This is a genomic window from Desulfatiglans parachlorophenolica (genome assembly GCF_055394735.1).
On sequence record NZ_AP042460.1, the window covers coordinates 678,200 to 695,742 of the forward strand.

A 17,543-nucleotide genomic window follows, 5' to 3' on the forward strand; every position below is an offset into this window, starting at 1 on the left:
ACCCCGGGTCTCATGCCTCCGCCGGCTCGTCGAACCGGCAGCTCAGGCACAGCGTCCCCTCGTCGAAAAAGGTGTGGACCTTGTAAGGCAGTGAATGGAACAGCTTGATCATCTTCTGGTTCTGGGGCATCGTGTACGCGCTCAGACCGCCGATGCCGCTTTCGCGGGCGGCGTCGGCCAGCTTGCGGATGAGGATCGTCCCGATCCCTTTTCCCTGCCAGTCCTTGAGGACGGAAAAGGCGATCTCCGCCTCGTTGCGGGCCGGATGGAAGAAGGAGCCGCCGATGGCGATGATGGTCTCGAATCCGAGTTCGCCTGTCACCGCCGCGAGGGTCAGGTTTTTGATATAGTCGACATGGTACATCTCGGCGACGTCCCGCCGCGGGAAGAGGGGCTTTTCGTGCATGAAGCGGAACACGAGATCCTCTTTGTCCATGTTGTAGAAATGCTCCTGGATGAGCCGCTCGTCGGAGGGTTTCGTGGGCCGGATCAGGACGCGTTCTGCTGCGATTTCGAGGACCTCTTCCAGTTTGACGGGGTAGACGCCGAAGATGGAGGCGCTCAGGGTCTGCTCGGGCGCGAGCAGCCCCTTTTGCCGAGCCTGGTAAAAGAGATCCTCGCGGAAATCCGGGTGCGCGATGCTGATGATGGCCACGGCCCGCTCCTGGAGGCTCTTGCCGAAAAGATTGACGACCCCGTATTCCGTCACCACGAACTGGACGTCGCCCCGCGGCACGACGACGGCCGTATCCTCCAGGGTGGGGAGGATGCGGCTCTGTTTGCCGTCCAGGGTCGTCGAGGGGAGCATCAGGATGGATTTCCCGTCGGGGGCCTCCGCCGCCCCCCGGATGAAGTCCATGATGTCGGTTACGCCGGAAAGGTTGTTGTAAGGCATGGCGTCCACTGCGACCTGGCCTGTGAGGTCCATGGCGGTGGCCACGTTGAGGGCTACCATCCGGTTGTGGCGTGCGATGATCGATGGCCGGTTCACGTAGTCGGACGGCCGGAACTCGATGCACGGGTTGTCGTTGATAAAGGCGTAGAGGTCTTTGGAGCCGATGGCCGCGCTCGCCACCAGTTTGCCGTCATTGAAGCCCTTGCGGCGGTTCGTGATCACGCCCAGACCGACCAGTTTCATGATGCCGTCGGTCAGGAAACGGGTGTGGACACCCAGATCCTTCCGGTCGGAGAGGGCTGCCAGGGTTGCTTGGGGGGCTGCGCCGAGGCCGATGTGGATGGTGGAGCCGTTTTCGATGAGCTTGACCGCGTGTCCGGCGATCTGCCGGGCGGCCTCGAGGCCGGGGGGGTCGGCGATGGTCAGGAGTTCCTCCTCGCATTCGACGATACGGTCGACCTGGTTCACATGGATGAAGCTGTGGCCCAGGACGCGGGGCATCCGGGGGTTGACCTGGGCGATGACCAGGGAGGCCGCCTCGGCCGCCGCAAGGGTGATGTCGACGGAGATGCCGAGGCTCATCCAGCCGAAGTCGTCCGGGGGCGAGACCTGGATCAGGGCTGCGTGGATCGGGATCTGCCGGCTCCGGAGAAGGCGCGGCACGGCCGAAAGATTGATGGGCGTGATGAAGCGCCGGTTGCGTTGAAGGGTCCGGGTCTTTCCCGATCCGAGATAGAAAGAGCGCAGGTTGAAGCAGTCCCCGCCGCTTCGGGCAGCGATCCGGGTCAGCGGCGAACTCTCCATGCTGAGGAGGCGCACGATCTCGATGTCCCCGAACAGGTGGGCCTTTTGGGCCAGCTCGCGGACCAGACACTGCGGCTCGCCGCAGGACGATCCGATAAAGACCCGCTGGCCATGCCGGATGGCACGAAGGGCTTCTTCGGGGGAGGTGAGCTTGCTGCGGTAGTCATCGGCCCAATAGGGGGTTTCCATGCCGTGCGTCCTGGGTGTCCCGGTTGTCGGAGAGGACTTTCACCGTTTTCTCAGGGTCGTGAGACCGTACCGGATCTCGATCTGGCTCTGGAGACGGTCGATGGCCTTGAAGGCCATCTTCAGGTTGGAGCGCTGGATCGTGCCGAGCTCCGAAGGCTCGATGTAATTGTCGAGTTCTTCGCCCTTTTTCAGCTGGTCCAGGTTGTGCTGGAGCCGCAGGAGCATCATCAGGTTGAAGGCCTCCCGCAGGTTGTTCCCGTCCCCTGGGGCGAAGATCTCCTTTTCCTGAAGGTCCGCGATACGGTCGAGCGTGTTGGTCCGGAATATCCCCTGTTCCAGGGCCAGGATGCGGACGGCGTCGATCAGCGGCATCAGGCCGTGCCGTTTGATGTTCAACCGGTTCTTGTACTGGCCGGATCGCTCCACCACGAAGCGGTTGAAAAAACTGAGGGGTGTCCGCAACTCCAGGGAGCGCAGGGCCATGTGGGGCAGGAAGACCTTGCTTTCAGGGATGGCCGCCCGGACAGAGGCGATCAGTTCGTTCAGGAGGTGCTCCGGCCCGTAGATGGTCCGGAAATCGAAGAAGATGGAAGAGATCAGGATGTCCTGCGCCGAAAGGTCCCGCTGGAAGATCCACTTCCGGTAATAGTCCTTCCACACCCGCAGCGGTTGGCACCACTGCGGGTTCGAGGCCATCATGTCGCCGTTGCAGCGCGGGAAACCACAGCGCTCGAGGCCGGAGACCACCTGCTCGGCCAAAGTTAGAAAATATTCCTTTGCGCGGGATTCCGTTTCGGCGTCGGAATCTCCGAAGATCAGGGCGTTGTCCTGGTCGGTCGAGAGGGTCTGCTCCTGGCGGCCTTCGCTTCCGAGCGAGACCCAGACGAAGGGCATAGGCGGTGGCCGCTGTCCCTGCCGGGCCAGGTCCGCCAGAGACAACTCGATGATCCGGACCGTAAGGTGGTCGTTCAGCTGGGTGATGAGCTGGCAGATCTCCCGCGCCTGTCCCCCGCGTTCGAGCATCACCTGCAGGGTATGTGTGATTTCTTTGCGGATGAGGATCAACTCCTCGAGGTCGGGCGCCTGCTCGATCCGGCGGATGATCGCCACGGGGTTGTTGCCCTGGGAGATCATCAGGTCCCGTTCGGAGAGGATCCCCGCCAGGTCCTGGCCTCGAAGGACGGGCAGGTATTTGATCCGTTTGTGGATCATGACGAGGATGGCGTCGAAGAGAAAGGCATCGGGCGCAACCGCCGAGAGGGGGTGGCTCATGATCCCTTGGACGGGGACATCCTTCAGCTGACCGGAAGCGATCACCTTGCGCCGAAGGTCTCCATCCGTCAGGATTCCGATGGGTTTTTGCCCCGGGTCGACGACGATCAGGGAGCCGACGCCGCGCGTCGTCATGAGGCGGGCTGCCGCCACGACGGATTCGGTTTCGGGGCAGGTTGCCACATGGGGATGCATGATGTCGCGCACGCGGGCGGTAAAGAAAAGGACATCCGGCTCCGGCCCGGAGGGCGAGGGGCCGGTTTCCTCCGCCGAGCGGCCCGGGACAGCGGTTTTGAACCCCTTGCTGGGGCCCATGGTGAAGTAGAGGAGGACGTCGGGATAGGTGTCGAGGAGCCGAAGGAAGGAGTTCTTGTCGAGGAGAAAACAGAGGGTATCCTTTTCGGCGACGATTGTGAAAGGGCTCGGCCGGTTGCCGAGGAGGCTGAAAAAGCCGAAAAATTCCCCCTCTCCCCGCATGTCGACCACCGTCCCTTCGCTTCCCTTCGGGCCTCCGGGGGGGATGAGCTGAACCTCGCCGGAGCGGATCAGATAGAGGAATCGGGTAGGGGAGGCGCTTGGGCTGAGAATGACCTGGTCGCGATGAAAGTGCTCCAGGGTGAGGGTGCGGGAGAGGTCTCGAATCTCCGGGTCGGGCATGAGATGGAACGGCGGAACGGTTTTGAGAAAATCATAGATCTTGCCGGCCGATCTGGAATCGTTCATCGGGCTCCCCTTGTGTCATGCGCATCGATCCTCTTGTGGATGATATAGACCGGTGCTGCGCTCCTCCCCTCGCTCGGCCCGGATGGTACGGCCGGGGATCCTTCTTGTTCGAAACCCCTGCCCGGGCCGCGGGCCTGGAGAAGAAGGTTCGAAGCGTCCCCTTTTCCGCCCGGGCCCGGAATGGGGGGATGTGCTCGGCATCGTGCTTCGAAGAATTCTTTCCGGACTCACCTTTTCGGGAGGTGCGCCCGGATCGTTCGATCCCGCATCAGGACAGCCAGGAAACACATGGAAAGGAAGACCGATGCCAGAAACGGCTCCAGGATGATGCCGCGCCATACGAGGCTGGCCACACCGCCCAGGATGGCGATGAAGATGCCTGCGAGCGCAGCCATTCCGGTGTACCAGAGTATCGTTCGTGCGGCTGAAAGGGCCCAGGGGTAGATCAGGCCCAGCAGGCGCAGGAGGGCCCATGCGGCAAATGGAAATAGGAGATAGGAGACCCGCTCCATCACGTAGATCGTGCTGATGACTGCCAGGGTGAGCAGCTTGTCGCCCCAGGGCCGGGCGCTGTAGCCGGCCAGAGAGAAGAGGGCGACCGCCGCGAGAGCAGCCAATGCGATCCAATAATAGCGACGCTGAAAGAGGGGATGAAGGATGGCTCGGGCACAGCTCGGGCAGAGATATTTCTGAAAACCCAGCAGGCTGATCCTGGGGGCGGCCCGGAACGGCTTGCGGCAAAAAGGGCAGACGACCTTCTTCTCCTCGATGGCCATGGGGGGTCCTCTATGGGGGATGATCCAATGGTCTTTGTGCCGAGTTTACCGCGCCTGGGACTAAAACTTCATTCAACCGGATGGTGGTTCCGAATGCGCATTTCAAAAAGTTGGAAAGCAGGCCCGGCAGCCTTCCGGGGCGGATGGTCTTTTCGATATCGGGAAACCCTTGGCAGCAGGGGTGTTCTTCGGTGGAGCCGCCCGGGATCCAATCGCTGCCGTAATCGGCAAGGGGGGATCCGGGAGGGGTGCTTCAAAAAGCTGAAAATGTTGGCCTAACTCATTGATAAAGATAACTTTTTAATGTAAGTATGCGGGATATGGGGTTCGGTGTCAAGATAAAAAAACGGTGCAGAGACGGGACAACGCTGAGCCCGCTTCCTTTTTCGCCTTGCGGAGACGGGTGAATTGCATTATCAATAGGCCGTTCCGATCTCGATCCATGGAGGTGCGCAGAGGGGATGACAGAGAGCACGATTGCAGAGAGAAACAACGTGACCTGGTTCAAAGGACTGGTGAGCCGGAAAGACCGGGAGCGTCTGCACGGGCATCAGGGTGCGGTGGTCTGGTTCACGGGCCTTTCCGCCTCGGGGAAATCGACCATCGCGCATCGCCTCGAACAGGTCCTGCATCATATGGGCTGCTCTACCTATGTCTTTGACGGGGACAATGTCCGCCATGGCCTGTGCGCAGATCTGGGATTTTCCGAAGAGGACCGGAGCGAAAACATCCGCCGCATCGGCGAGATGGTGAGGCTCTTCGTGGATGCGGGGATCATCGCCGTGACGGCCTTCATCTCTCCGTTCCAGTCCGATCGTGAACGGGTGCGGGCACTGGTCGATCCGGGGCGGTTTTTCGAGATCTTCGTCGACTGCCCGCTGAAGGTTTGCGCCGCACGCGATCCGAAAGGGATTTACGCAAAGGCTCGCGAGGGGAAAATACAGAATTTTACCGGGATTTCATCTCCTTATGAACCCCCCGAGGCCCCGGAGCTGGTGGTGCGTTCGGAACGGCAGACCCCGGAGGAGGCGGCCGTGAGTGTGGTCAGGCTCCTCGAGACCGCGGGCATCCTTACAAAAAAGTAGGAAGCGCAGCAGAGAAAAGACAGGATAGAAAAGAAAGAACCCTGCCCATTTTTTCCAAAAATTCTTCAATACCCCAAGCGTCGGAGGGCCCGGGTGTCCTTGTTCCAGTTTTTCTCTACCCGCACATTGAGGGAGAGGAAGACCCGGATCCCGAATCGCTTCTCCAACTCCAGCCTCGCTGCGCGCCCGATGGTCTGAATCATTTTTCCGTGCTTGCCGATGAGGATGCCCTTCTGGTTTTCGGTTTCGACGTGGATTCGGGCATCGATCTCGAGAAGGTCCCCGGTTGGCCTTTCCTCGATCCGGTCGACCGTCACCGCGCACGCATAGGGGATGTCTCCGCGGGTGCGCAGGTAGATTTTTTCGCGGATGATCTCGGCCGTGAAAAAGGACTCGGTCTGATCGGTCGAGATGTCCGGGGGAAAGAACTGCGGCCCCGGCTCCAGGCGGGTCTCGATCTCCTTCAGGAGGGTTTCCACCCCGTCTCCCCGCAGGGCCGAAATCGGCACAAAGGCCTCGAAAGGGTAGGCCGAGCGGAGCTGTTCGATGATGGGCAGGGCGCGCTCGGGAGGCCCCAGGTCCATCTTGTTGATAACGAGGAGGGCGGGCTTGCGGGAGGCCTGCAGTTGGCGGAGGATCGGCGCGATCTCGGGGTCGTTCGGCCGGTTGGCATCGATCAGGAGCAGCACCAGGTCGACTTCCTGAAGGGCTGCCATCGCCGATTCCACCATGCTGCGGTGCAAAGCGGTCCTGGTTTTGTGGATACCCGGAGTGTCGATGAAAACGACCTGGAAATCGTCGCCGTTCAGGACCGCCGTGATGCGGTTGCGGGTGGTCTGGGGCTTGGGCGATACGATAGAGATCTTCCGGCCGAGGATGCGGTTGAGAAGGGTGGACTTCCCGACGTTCGGCGGACCTGCGATGGCGATGAATCCCGAGAGGAAACTCATGTCTCGACCGCCCGGATATGCCCCGGCAAAAGGCTGTCGTCCGGGAGGACCGCCGCGACCCGGCTGCCGGTCGTCGCTTCGACCCAGGCAAGTCCCTGATTCCGGTGCCCGCGAAGGAGCGGGATGTCCCTTTGCGGGGCCATGAGCCTGATGGTGCGGCCCGAAGGGATCCGGCGCAGCTGGGGCTGCAGGTCCCCGCGATAGATGGCGGCGCGCACCAGGGAGCCGAAGGCCGGGTGCCAGGGGCCGGCCAGGATGCGGCCCGACTTGCAGAGCGCCGGGGAAGGCATCAGACCGAGCCGAATGACGGGGATGCCGCATCCTTCGAGGCTTCGGCAGGCCTCGGCGCACTGGTGGACGGCCTCTTCCACGGTCAGTGGGCGGTAGCGGCCTTGCCGGTACCATTCCGCCATAACGGTCCCGTCGATGACGATCGCAGGGTAGAGCCGGACCATGTCGGGGCGGAGTTCGACGGTGGTCTGGATGGTTGCCCGGAAGGTGTCGATGGTGTCCCCGGGGAGCCCCGGCATCAACTGGATCCCGACTTTGAACCCCATGCCGCGCAAGGCGGCGACCCCCTCGCGGGTGGCCTCGGGGCTGTGTTCCCTGCCGGCGAGGCGGAGGACCTCCGCGTCCATGGATTGCGCGCCGAGTTCGACGGTCGTGACGCCGAAGCGGCGAAGGGTTTCCAGACGCGGGGGATCCAGGGCGTCGGGGCGGGTCGAAACGCGGATGCGGGCGACGGCGCCTTTTTCCCGGTAAGGTTGCACCGCCAGCAGAAGCTCCTCCATCCTTTCGACGGGGAGCCGCGTAAAGGTCCCGCCGTAAAAGGCGACCTCCGCACCGCCGGATGGCCGGGCGCCGAGCGCCTGCTCCAGGATCCGGCCGACCTCGGCCCCCCGCAGGGGACGTTCGTCACGGTCGGTGATGCGATGCTGGTCGCAGAAGATGCAGCGATGGGGGCAGCCCTGATGCGGCAGAAAGACGGGGACGATGAAAGGTTTCAGACCGATTCGAGACATCGGAAGGCCTCCCTTGCGGCAGCCTGCTCCGCCTCTTTCTTGCTTTTGCCGGTCCCCTCGGCTAACATGGTGCCGCTCAGCCATAGGGCGATTTTGAAGGTCTTGTCGTGCGGGGGGCCGATCTCTTCGATCAGACGGTACTGGGGAAGCGACCGGAAGACCTTCTGGGTGTATTCCTGCAGAAGGCTTTTGTAGTCGTGGATCCGGTCCCGATTCTGAACCTTTTCGATCAGGGGTGCGAACAGGGTGTCGATGATCTTTCTGGCTTTCACGAAGCCGGCGTCGAGATAGAGGGCGCCCACAATGGCCTCGACGGTGTTGGCGAGGATGGAAGGTTTGGTGCGGCCGTCGCTTTGGGCCTCCCCTTTGCCGAGGAGGATGTAGTCGCCGAGTCCCAGCCGTTGGGCGATCTCACACAGCCCTGATTCGTCGACGATCATCGCCCGGTATTTGGAGAGATCCCCCTCCGTCGCCTCCTGAAAACGCTGCATCAGCAGATCGCTGACCGCGAGGTCGAGGACGGCGTCGCCCAGGAACTCGAGCCGCTCGTTGTCTGCCAGATCCAGAGTGCCCTGTTCGTTGATATAGGACGCGTGGCAAAGGGCCTGGAAGAGGAGTTCTTTCCGTTTGAACCGGTGACCCAGCCTGCGGCCCAGTTCGGTGAGATGGACGATTTCGGTCTGCAATGGCGTATTACCTGCTGCTCTCGGGGCGGCGGCGGGAGACCCGCCCTGCGGTCCTGATCGGCCGGCCCGCCTCCCGGGGGCATGTATTGGATGGTTCGATTCTATAATGCTTATCCTTCGCGCGCAAGCCTACAATCCTCATTTCAGGATTGAAAACTAATTCGTCTCCATCCGGAAATGATTTCCCGGTACAACCCGGTTTCCAATCCGGAAATGAGGATTTTTCTTCACCGCTTCGCCGCTCAGTCCCACCGCTACGCGGCGGGTCCCGGTTTGGCCAATATCAAGGAAATCAAGCGCTTGCGCGGAGGCGACCTGGTGGTCGCCGCACAAGCAAACGTGCAGACTGACGCCGAGATTGGCCAAAAAGACCATTTCCGGATGGAAACTAATTCGTGAAAGACTCTAAGTCAAGCCGCCTGACGAAACCGGGGCGGGGGGAAAGGGTGCGGCGAACGGTGAGCCGACGGGGGCGCTTCGGAAAATACGGTGACATGAAACGCTTCGAGCGGTTGCGCCGCAGTCGTCTGCTCAAGGGGCTGACCGGGGCCGGGAGAGGGGTTTTTACGGCCCTGGCGGGCCGGGGTCCGCGAACGGGGCGGCGGACCGCTGAGCCCGTCGTCCGTCCGGCATCGGAGGCGGACGCCTCGTTTATCGAGGCCTTGAGCCGCTGCGTGTTCTCCCCTTATGGCCCATACGGGGAGATCCTTGCCCAATGGTTCGAGCATCGCCTCGGCATCACGCTTGTTGCCTTCGTGGGCGGCACCCGGGCCGGTTTTGTCATGATCGGTCCGCTCGACGCAAACGGGCGGCTTCATCCTGTCGCGGAGATCCTCGCGATCGCCGTGGTGCCACGGTTCCAGGGCGGGGGAACCGGCCGGATGCTCTTGTCCAAAGCCCTGGCAGAGGCCCGAGCGCTGGGCGCACAGAGCGTGGTGCTGCACACCGCCGAAGAAAACGTGCCGGCATTGAGGCTGTTCGAGTCCTTCGAGTTTATCCCGCTCGCGTTGAAGAAGGGGTTTTATCCCGAGGGGCAGAACGCCCATCTGATGGTCCGGGCGATCGGAGACTGATCCGTTCTGCAGGATCGAGGCCGGAGCCCTGCCCGGCCGGTACTCTTGCTTGAATCGCGCAGGGCAATAGGGTATGGTGAGTTGAAATTCATGATGAGGAGAAGACCATGAAAGCAGTGTGTGAAGGAGTTTATTTCATCCCGGGGCGTGACGAGATGATCCCGGATGCCCATATGTATGTGATCGGCGGGCCGGAGGCCTCTGACCTGTCGCTGGTGGATGCGGGTCTATTTGGAAAAGGGGCCTACAAACTGGATGCGATCCGCCGGCTGGGACTGGATCCGGCCAGGGTGAAGCGGATCATCCTGACCCATACGCATCTCGATCATATCGGTTGTCTGCGTGAATTGCTCGATGCCCTGGGCGATGTCGAACTCTGGATTCACCGGGCGGAGGCCGAACCGTTGGAGCAGGGCGATCCCCGGACCGTCTATGGGATGGACATGTTTCGCAACCTGTGTGAGATGCAGTACGGTCTGACGCCGGAGGCCCTTACCTTCAAGGTGGACCGCAAGCTCGAAGACGGGGAGAGCGTCCAACTCGGGGGGATGGCGTGGGAGATTCTGCATATCCCGGGGCACTCGGCCGGCTCCATTGCCCTCTATAACCGGTCGGGCAGGATCCTGATCCCCGGCGACGTGGTTTATGCCGACTACGCCATCGGCCGCTTCGATCTTCACGGCGCGAGCGGGCCGCAGCTCAGGGAGTCGCTGATGCGGCTGGCGCAACTGGAGGTCGATGTGCTGCTGCCAGGCCACAACCAGATCATGAAAAAGGTCCCTGCCGGGTATATCGCCGATACCGCCCGGCAGTGGGCGCCTTATCTCTTCTGAGCGGCGGGTCTTCTCCATTGGAGCTTTTCGCGCATTCGGGCAGGTGGGTAACCGACCCCGATATCGTCCAGGGTTACTGCCACGACGCCCTGGGGTTGCAGGGCGGCTTCGAGGCGGTGTTCAGACCGGAGAACACCGCCGACATCCAGGAATTCCTGCGGATGTACTCGGACAAGGGGATGTCCGTTACCTGCCAGGGGCTTCGGTCGTCGCTGACCGGAGCCTCGATGGCGCCCGGGGGCGTTGCCCTTTCGCTCGAGCGGTTCAATCGGATCCTGGATATCGATCGGCGCCGGCGGCGCGCACTGGTCGAACCCGGTGTCGTCCTGGCCGAGTTCAAGAGCGCGGCTGCCGCAGAGGGCCTCTTCTACCCCCCGGACCCGACCAGTGCGGCCGAGTGCACGCTGGGCGGAAATGTGGCCACCAACGCCTCGGGTTCCCGTTCCCTCAAGTATGGGGCTACGATCGAATGGGTCAGGGCGCTGCAGGTTGTGGATGGGTCGGGGCATCTGCTCACGGCGCGTAGCGCCGAGGGCGGGAAGATCTGCGCCGGTTACGGCGCCTTTTACAATCCGGCGCACCTCTTTGTCGGGTCCGAGGGCACTCTCGGGGTTGTAACGCGGATCGAGGTTGCCCTGACCGAACTGCCCCGGGCCTTCATGCTGGTCCTGGTCTTCTTCCCCGACATGACCCGCGCACTGGATTTCGTGATCGATGCCCGGGAGGATCCGGCCTGCGATCCGCGGAGCCTGGAGTTTCTGGACGAAGGCTGTTTGCAGATCATCCGTGGCAGGGCGGAAGGCCTCAATATCCCGTCATCCGCCCAAACCCTGGTCTACTTTGAGCAGGAATACGCGGCGGACGAGGGCTACGAGCCCCGGCTCGATGCCTGGTCGCGCCTGGTCGAGCGGCATACGCCGCTTGTGGAGGAGACCAGGGTCGCCTGGACGGATGCCCAAAAGGAACACGTCATGAAGCTGCGGCATTTTGTACCGGAGAGCATGAATGCGCTCAGCATCCAGGCGATCCGGACAGGGGGCTGTAAGATCTCGACGGATTGGGCTGTCCCGTATCGCCGTTTGCCGGAGCTGTTCGCCTATTTCGAGGAGATTCGGGGGCGTCTCGGGTCGATGCCGGTCGTACGGTTCGCCCATATTGGAGAGGGGCATCCGCACTTCAATTTCATCGCCCGCGATCCGGCGGAAAAGCGGGCGGCCGAAGAGGTGGACTGGCTGATGGCGCGCAAGGCGGTCGCCTTGGGCGGGACCATCACGGGGGAGCACGGGGTCGGGAAGATGAAGCGGGAGCACCTCGCGCTCCAGTATCCGCCCGGGGTGATCGCCGCCATGAAGGCGCTCAAGCGCAGCTTCGACCCGAAGGGGATCCTGGCGCCGGGCAACATTTTCATGGCCGATGAAGCGGCCTGATGCCGGTGTCCCGGCCTCGGCAAGGCTCCGCCTGCGCTCTTCCAAAAGGCTGTTGCGCTCGGGGCCGGCTTTTTTTTGATCTAACAAAAAGTGTTTGGATGTGATAGGTTGGTCATGGCTTGAGATCCGGCCTGCCGGGCATTCCGGGTGTCCGCTCGGCCGGCGTCTGTTCGGAAACGGTCTTCTGTCGGTGTTCAGTTTCCACTTCGGAAACCAACAAGGAGGAAGAGGGTATGGCGGTTGTCACGATTTCGCGGCAGTTCGGTGCAGGCGGAAGAACCTTGGCGGAGAGGGTCGCCAACGAACTGGAATATCGTTATGTTCACGAGGATATGATCAAGGAGATCGCCATCAAGGCGCAGGTATCGCATGACCAGATCAAGTCGTTCGAAAAGCGTGGTACCGACAAGTTGATGAAATTTCTGGATAAGATTGTTTCGACCAGCTACGTCGAGAGGCTTTGCGCCGAAAACTACGGCTATGTCGACGAGAAGAGCTATGTCGACGCGGTCAAGGCGACGATCCTCGATTTCTATGAGAAGGGGAACGTGGTGCTGGTTGGGCGCGGTGGCCAATTCATCCTGGAGAAGCACAAGGGGACCACACATGTGCTTCTGGTGGGGGATCTCCCCTCGCGCATCCGTTTTCTGGTCACCCAGTACGGCATCAAAGAAGAGGATGCCGAGAAGGCTATCCGTAGAGCGGATGATATCCGCAGCCGCTTCCTCAATTTCTACGCCGAGCCGGAACGCCACAACGATCCGCTTTCCTATGATCTGACGATCAATACGGGCCGCATGTCGATGGATTCAGCCGTGGATCTCATCGTCAATCTGGCGCGGAGACAGGCCTGAGGAAAATCGCTGCGGCTTGGAGCCCGTTCCGCCGCCTGGCGAAGCGGGCCTGCGCGGCATGGCACCTGATTGCATCGCCCCTTTTCAAGGTAAGTATATGGCTTTCAAGCGAGTGGTTGTTACGGGGCTTGGGCCGATAACGCCGGTCGGCATCGGCAAGGAGGCCTTCTGGGAGGCCTTGGTCTCGGGAAAGTCAGGGGCGCGGCAAGTCGCCTTCGAAGACTGCGAGATGGATCAGTATAACTCGCGGATCGCATGCCCTGTCCTGCCTTTCGATCTCGGCGATTTTATCCCCCGCACCAAGAGTTTCCGCTATCTGGGGCGTACCTCTGAATTCGCCCTGGCCGGGGCGCGTCTCGCGCTCGAGGATGCCGGTTTCACCTTGCTGCCCCGCGAAGGGGAAAAGGGTGAGTTCGACTTTACGCTGGAGGGTGTCGCGTCGCACCGCGTCGGCGCCATCCTGGGTGTCGGGGCCCAGAATATGGACCTGTGTGAGCGGTGGCACAAGAGTTTCCTGAAGCACCATGGACCCAAGCGGGTCTCCCCTTTCGCCCTCCCCCATGTGCAGATCTGTTCCGTCCCGGTGACCGTCACGATGAAATACGGGATCCAGGGCATCGCGTCGACGGTCTCGACGGCCTGCGCGTCTTCGAATCATGCCATGATCGCCTCCTACAAACAGATCGTTCTCGGGGAAGAGACCGTGATGGTGACGGGCGGGGCGGATGCCTGCATTACGCCGTTCGTTTTCGGGGGATTTTCCGCCATGAACGCCATGAGCCGGCGGAACGACGAACCCGAAAAGGCCTCCCGGCCGTTTGACAAGAATCGTGACGGTTTTGTCATGGGGGAGGGGGCCGGGATCGTCATCCTGGAGGAGCGGGCCCATGCCCTGGCACGCGGCGCCCGCATCTACTGCGAAATGACAGGGTATGGTGCGACCTCGGATGCCTACCACATCGCGGCGCCCGAGCCGAGCGCCCGCATGCAGGCCAAGGCGATGGAGGACGCCTTGAGGAGGGCCGGCCGCAGGCCGGAGGAGATCGATTACATCAACGCCCACGGGACCTCCACGCTGCTGAACGACCCCGCGGAGACCCGCGCGATCAAAGAGGCCCTCGGAAAACATGCCTACCGAATCTCCATCAATTCCACCAAGTCGATCACGGGCCACATGATCGGCGCCGCCGGAGGGGTCGAAGCCATCGCGACTGCGCTGACGATCGAGCGGGGTTGGATCCACCCGACCATCAACCTGGATCATCCGGATCCGGAATGCGATCTGAACTACACCCCTCGGGTGGCGGTCAAAGCCTCCGTCACGAGGAGTTTGAACAACAGCTTCGGTTTCGGCGGGCAGAACGCGTCGATCGTTTTGGAGCGCTTCGAGCCGTAGCGGTCGGGTCGGCCTCACTCCGCTCCGGCGCTGTCATCTCCTCGAACCAGTATGCGCGCGTCGAGCGCCGCCGCCCCATGCCCCTTGCGTTGGACGCGCACCGGGTTGATGTCGATCTCGAGGATATCGGGGTGGTCTACGAGCATCCGCGAAAGCCGAACCAGCAGGTCTTCCAGCGCCTCGATATCGTAAGGCTCCTCGCCACGGATGCCCTCGAGGATTTTCCGGCCGCGGATCTGGTGGATCATGGACCGGGCATCTTCCCGTTCGAGGGGCGCCGCCCGCCAAGCCACGTCCTCGAGCGCTTCCACGAAGATGCCCCCCAGACCGAAGAGGACCACCGGCCCGAAGACCTCATCCTGTTTGCCGCCGAGGATCACCTCGCGCCCGCCTGCCGCCATGGCCTGGATCTGGACCTCCAGGGTTTCGGGCGCAAGTTTGCGGGCGAGCTGTTCGAAGGCCTCCCCTGCGGCATCGCTCGAATCGATGCCCAGGATCACCGCGCCTGCATCGGTTTTATGCGAGATATGGGGGCGGTTGACCTTCAGGGCGACCGGCCCGCCGATGGCCCGCCAGGCCGACGCCGCTTCATCGGCTGAGCGTGCCAGCCGGTGTTTCGGAACCGGGAAGCCGTAGTCCTCGATAAAGGCCGTGGCCTCGCTCAAGAGAAGATGGGTACGCCCAGACATCCGGGGAAGGCTTGCCGGCGGTGTCTTGGAACGGATCTCTGCAAGGGGGCTGAACGTCTGCACGGCCTTTTTGCGGACACCCCACTGGTGCGAGAGGTAAAAGGCGCGCATGGCGTTTTCCGGGGCGGTGAAGATGGGAACACCGGTATGCCGTCTTAGAAAGTCGACTTCCACCGCCTCGGTGAAGATGGCGACCGCAACGGGTTTTCGGTATGTGTCGATCAACTCCTCCACGCGGAGTAGCAACTTCCGGCTGTCTTCGTGGTCCAGCCCACGCCGGTAGCCATGTACGAGGAGCACCCCATCCACGTCGCCCCGCTTGAGCATCTCTTCGACGATGTTTTCATAGACCGCCAGGTCGAACAGGTCCCCCAGATCGAGCGGGTTCTGGAGGCGGATGACCTTCGCGCGAAAGCTCGTTTCGATCCTGGCGAGGAAATCGCGCGGAAACGGGGGCAGAGCGAAGCCGTAATGGGCACAGGCATCGGCGGCGATGACGGCGTGCCCGCCTGAGCGCGACACGACCGCCAGGCGGTTCCCCCTGAGGGGTGGAAGAGTGAGGCTCTTTACGTAATCGAGGGCGTCCACCATGGTGTTGACGCGGACACAACCGACCTGCTCCAGGGTTTGATCCACCAGGCGGTCGTTCGCGAAGAGGGCGGCGGTGTGCGAGTGGGCGATGCGGGCGCTTTCCTGAAACCGGTTGGATTTGTGGACGAGGATGGGCTTGGGGGAGCGTGAGGCGATTTCCAGGAATCGGCGTCCGTCCTTGAACCCTTCCAGGTAGAGCAGGATGATCTCCGTCCCCTCGTCCTCGATCAGGACCTCGAGCAGATCGTTTTCGTCGACGTTCAGCTTGTTTCCCATCGAGACGAACTTGTTCAGCCCGATGTTTTCCTCAGCCAGAAAGCCGAGGTAGCTCAACCCGACGCCGCCGCTCTGGGCGAGGATGGAGACCTTCCCGAGCTTCAGGTCCTCGCGCAGCGGCCAGAAGGGGAGCACCAGTCCGTTTTCGAGGTTGGTGACGCCGATCCCGTTCGGGCCGATGAAACGGATGCCATAGCGGTGGGCGACGGACAAGCAGGCCTTTTCGAGGGGCTCCCCTTCCGTTCCCATCTCGGAAAATCCGCCCGATTCGATGGCGATCCGGCGGATCCCTTTGCGCCCGCAGGCCTCCATGATCCCCGGGATGGTCTTTGCCGGGGTGAGGATCACCGCCAGGTCGATGGGGTGGTCGATGTCTTCCACGGAGCCATAGATGCGCTGGCCGAAAAGGACCCCTTTTTGGATGTTGACCGGCAGGATCTCCCCCTGGTATCCGAAATTGAGCAGATTTTTGATGATGTTTCGCCCGAGATTGGCCGGGTCGGCCGAGGCGCCGATGACGGCGACGTTGCGGGGATGAAAAAAGGATGCGAGATTTGTTGTGTCGGATGCCATGGTTTTTCCTCCCGAGCTGTGCTCCTGCATGAGGTATCCTTCGAAACTGCCTTGTGTGCATTCGGAAATGATTTATCCATCTAGTTTCCATCCGGAAATGGTCTTTTTGGCCAATCTCGGCGTCAATCTGCACGTTTGCTTGTGCGGCGACCACCAGGTCGCCTCCGCGCAAACGCTTGATTTCCTTGATATTGGCCAAAAATCCTCATTTCCGGATTGGAAACCGGGTTCTATAGGAAAATCATTTCCGGATGGACACTAACTAGTTTCCATCCGGAAATGGTCTTTTTGGCCAATCTCGGCGTCAATCTGCACGTTTGCTTGTGCGGCGACCACCAGGTCGCCTCCGCGCAAACGCTTGATTTCCTTGATATTGACCAAACCGGGACCCGCCGCGGAGCGCTGAAGAAAAATCCTCATTTCCGGATTGGAAATTGAGTTCTACCGGGGAATCATTTCCGGATGGATACCATCTAGCACAAAAGGAGGCCGTTTGGTAAACGGTTTATGATCCGGTGGGCCTTTTTCGGCCGATTCGGGTTGTAAGGAGGGTTTGCGGCTATGAGGATAGGAACCACCTCCTGGATCTATCCGTCAGAGGATCTTGCAGGGAATGTCGCGCGGCTTGCCGGCGGGGTGGAGGATATCGAACTCGTCCTTTTCGATGTCAAGGGCTACGGGAACAACCTGCCCGACCGGGCCGCCGTCCGCCGTCTGGCGGGGTTGGCGGAGCGTTGCGGCCATACCTACACCGTGCATCTGCCCCAGGACCTCTGCGTGGCGGAGGACGGAACCTGCCCCGACGGTTCGATCGAACGGGCTCGGCAGGTGATCGAATTGACGCGGGATCTCGATCCATGGGCATACGTTGCGCACCTGAACGGGGATGCCCTGCTCGACGGTCCGTCGCCCGGAGAGATCGATCGATGGCGGAGAAGGGCGGAGCGCGCGGCCGGGATCGTCGCCGGTTGGCTCGAGGAGCCGGAGCGTCTGGCGATCGAAAATATCGAGCGGTGGGACCCCGGGGTCCTCGGCCCGGTGCTCGATGCCTTGCCGGTCAGCCGGTGCGTGGATATCGGGCACCTGTGGCTTCAGCGGATAGACCCCCTGGATCACCTGAACGTCTGGCTCGATAGGACGCGCGTGATCCATCTCCACGGGCTCCGCGATTTTCCGCCGCCGGCGGACCGCGGTTTCCAGCCCGGACAGGACCACACGAGCTTGGCCGGAGTGCCTGCCGAGGCCCTCGATCCCATCGCTGCCCGTCTTACGGATCGGTTCGAAGGGGTGCTCACCCTCGAGGTGTTCTCGATCGAGGATCTCGATGCATCCCGCATCGTATGGGATGGGGCCTGCAGGCGCGCGGCGGCCAAGCGGACGGCGTCTTTTTAAGGACTGGAGCGCCGGAGAGACGTTGAAGCGCTCGAGG

At 61.8% G+C, this 17,543-nt stretch carries 17 protein-coding genes; 9 read left to right on the forward strand and 8 right to left on the reverse strand.

The genetic code is table 11. The features are described 5' to 3' along the window. Positions 1-10: 10 nt before the first annotated feature. The 3 genes from ACZ500_RS03175 to ACZ500_RS03185 all read right to left on the reverse strand — a co-directional run bounded on the left by ACZ500_RS03175 (position 11) and on the right by ACZ500_RS03185 (position 4,659). The gene (locus ACZ500_RS03175; RefSeq protein WP_464231086.1) at positions 11-1,888 is read right to left on the reverse strand and encodes a GNAT family N-acetyltransferase; all 1,878 of its coding nucleotides are present in this window, start codon (positions 1,886-1,888) and stop codon (positions 11-13) included. 39 nt (positions 1,889-1,927) lie between these two features. After that, positions 1,928-3,883 (reverse strand): DUF294 nucleotidyltransferase-like domain-containing protein, encoded by a 1,956-nt coding sequence (locus ACZ500_RS03180; RefSeq protein ID WP_464231087.1) that lies wholly within the window; start codon positions 3,881-3,883, stop codon positions 1,928-1,930. A gap of 227 nt (positions 3,884-4,110) precedes the next feature. Further along, complete coding sequence (locus tag ACZ500_RS03185) at positions 4,111-4,659, reverse strand: hypothetical protein (protein ID WP_464231088.1); 549 nt, start codon at positions 4,657-4,659, stop codon at positions 4,111-4,113. A gap of 461 nt (positions 4,660-5,120) precedes the next feature. Here ACZ500_RS03185 and cysC point away from each other — a divergent pair, with 461 nt between their 5' ends. Continuing rightward, positions 5,121-5,744 carry an adenylyl-sulfate kinase gene (cysC, locus tag ACZ500_RS03190; protein ID WP_464231089.1) on the forward strand — a complete coding sequence of 208 codons (624 nt, stop codon included), beginning with the start codon at positions 5,121-5,123 and terminating at the stop codon, positions 5,742-5,744. Between the two features lie 65 nt (positions 5,745-5,809). Here the strand turns inward: cysC and era are convergent, their stop codons facing one another. The 4 genes from era to ACZ500_RS03210 all read right to left on the reverse strand — a co-directional run bounded on the left by era (position 5,810) and on the right by ACZ500_RS03210 (position 8,777). Beyond that, positions 5,810-6,694: a GTPase Era gene (era, locus tag ACZ500_RS03195; RefSeq protein WP_464231090.1), complete on the reverse strand. Its 885-nt coding sequence runs from the start codon at positions 6,692-6,694 to the stop codon at positions 5,810-5,812. Further along, positions 6,691-7,716, reverse strand: a complete 1,026-nt coding sequence (locus tag ACZ500_RS03200) for an elongator complex protein 3 (RefSeq protein ID WP_464231091.1) — start codon at positions 7,714-7,716, stop codon at positions 6,691-6,693. Before ACZ500_RS03200 ends, era begins: the two co-directional genes overlap by 4 nt. Beyond that, positions 7,698-8,402, reverse strand: a complete 705-nt coding sequence (rnc, locus tag ACZ500_RS03205; RefSeq protein ID WP_464231092.1) for a ribonuclease III — start codon at positions 8,400-8,402, stop codon at positions 7,698-7,700. The genes ACZ500_RS03200 and rnc overlap by 19 nt, the downstream gene beginning before the upstream one ends. A 156-nt stretch (positions 8,403-8,558) precedes the next feature. After that, complete coding sequence (locus ACZ500_RS03210) at positions 8,559-8,777, reverse strand: hypothetical protein (protein ID WP_464231093.1); 219 nt, start codon at positions 8,775-8,777, stop codon at positions 8,559-8,561. Positions 8,778-8,797: 20 nt separating this feature from the next. On the opposite strand from ACZ500_RS03210, the gene ACZ500_RS03215 reads away from it, so the two are divergent. The 5 genes from ACZ500_RS03215 to ACZ500_RS03235 all read left to right on the forward strand — a co-directional run bounded on the left by ACZ500_RS03215 (position 8,798) and on the right by ACZ500_RS03235 (position 13,985). After that, complete coding sequence (locus tag ACZ500_RS03215; RefSeq protein ID WP_464231094.1) at positions 8,798-9,475, forward strand: GNAT family N-acetyltransferase; 678 nt, start codon at positions 8,798-8,800, stop codon at positions 9,473-9,475. A 107-nt stretch (positions 9,476-9,582) separates the two neighbouring features. Continuing rightward, complete coding sequence (locus tag ACZ500_RS03220) at positions 9,583-10,308, forward strand: MBL fold metallo-hydrolase (RefSeq protein ID WP_464231095.1); 726 nt, start codon at positions 9,583-9,585, stop codon at positions 10,306-10,308. Next, positions 10,287-11,735 carry an FAD-binding oxidoreductase gene (locus tag ACZ500_RS03225; protein WP_464231096.1) on the forward strand — a complete coding sequence of 483 codons (1,449 nt, stop codon included), beginning with the start codon at positions 10,287-10,289 and terminating at the stop codon, positions 11,733-11,735. The genes ACZ500_RS03220 and ACZ500_RS03225 overlap by 22 nt, the downstream gene beginning before the upstream one ends. Before the next feature lie 233 nt (positions 11,736-11,968). After that, positions 11,969-12,589: a cytidylate kinase-like family protein gene (locus ACZ500_RS03230; RefSeq protein WP_464231097.1), complete on the forward strand. Its 621-nt coding sequence runs from the start codon at positions 11,969-11,971 to the stop codon at positions 12,587-12,589. 97 nt (positions 12,590-12,686) lie between these two features. Beyond that, positions 12,687-13,985, forward strand: a complete 1,299-nt coding sequence (locus ACZ500_RS03235) for a beta-ketoacyl-[acyl-carrier-protein] synthase family protein (protein ID WP_464231098.1) — start codon at positions 12,687-12,689, stop codon at positions 13,983-13,985. Between the two features lie 14 nt (positions 13,986-13,999). Here ACZ500_RS03235 and ACZ500_RS03240 read toward each other — a convergent pair whose 3' ends face one another. Further along, positions 14,000-16,114: an acetate--CoA ligase family protein gene (locus tag ACZ500_RS03240; protein WP_464231099.1), complete on the reverse strand. Its 2,115-nt coding sequence runs from the start codon at positions 16,112-16,114 to the stop codon at positions 14,000-14,002. Positions 16,115-16,211: 97 nt separating this feature from the next. On the opposite strand from ACZ500_RS03240, the gene ACZ500_RS03245 reads away from it, so the two are divergent. From ACZ500_RS03245 to cbiR, 3 genes are all read left to right on the forward strand, one after another. Next, on the forward strand, positions 16,212-16,376 hold the full coding sequence (locus tag ACZ500_RS03245; RefSeq protein ID WP_464231100.1) for a hypothetical protein: 165 nt from the start codon (positions 16,212-16,214) through the stop codon (positions 16,374-16,376). 17 nt (positions 16,377-16,393) lie between these two features. Beyond that, positions 16,394-16,552, forward strand: a complete 159-nt coding sequence (locus tag ACZ500_RS03250; protein ID WP_464231101.1) for a hypothetical protein — start codon at positions 16,394-16,396, stop codon at positions 16,550-16,552. Between the two features lie 123 nt (positions 16,553-16,675). Next, positions 16,676-17,506, forward strand: coding sequence for a cobamide remodeling phosphodiesterase CbiR (gene cbiR / locus ACZ500_RS03255; RefSeq protein WP_464231102.1), 831 nt, complete (start codon positions 16,676-16,678; stop codon positions 17,504-17,506). Positions 17,507-17,543: the final 37 nt, after the last annotated feature.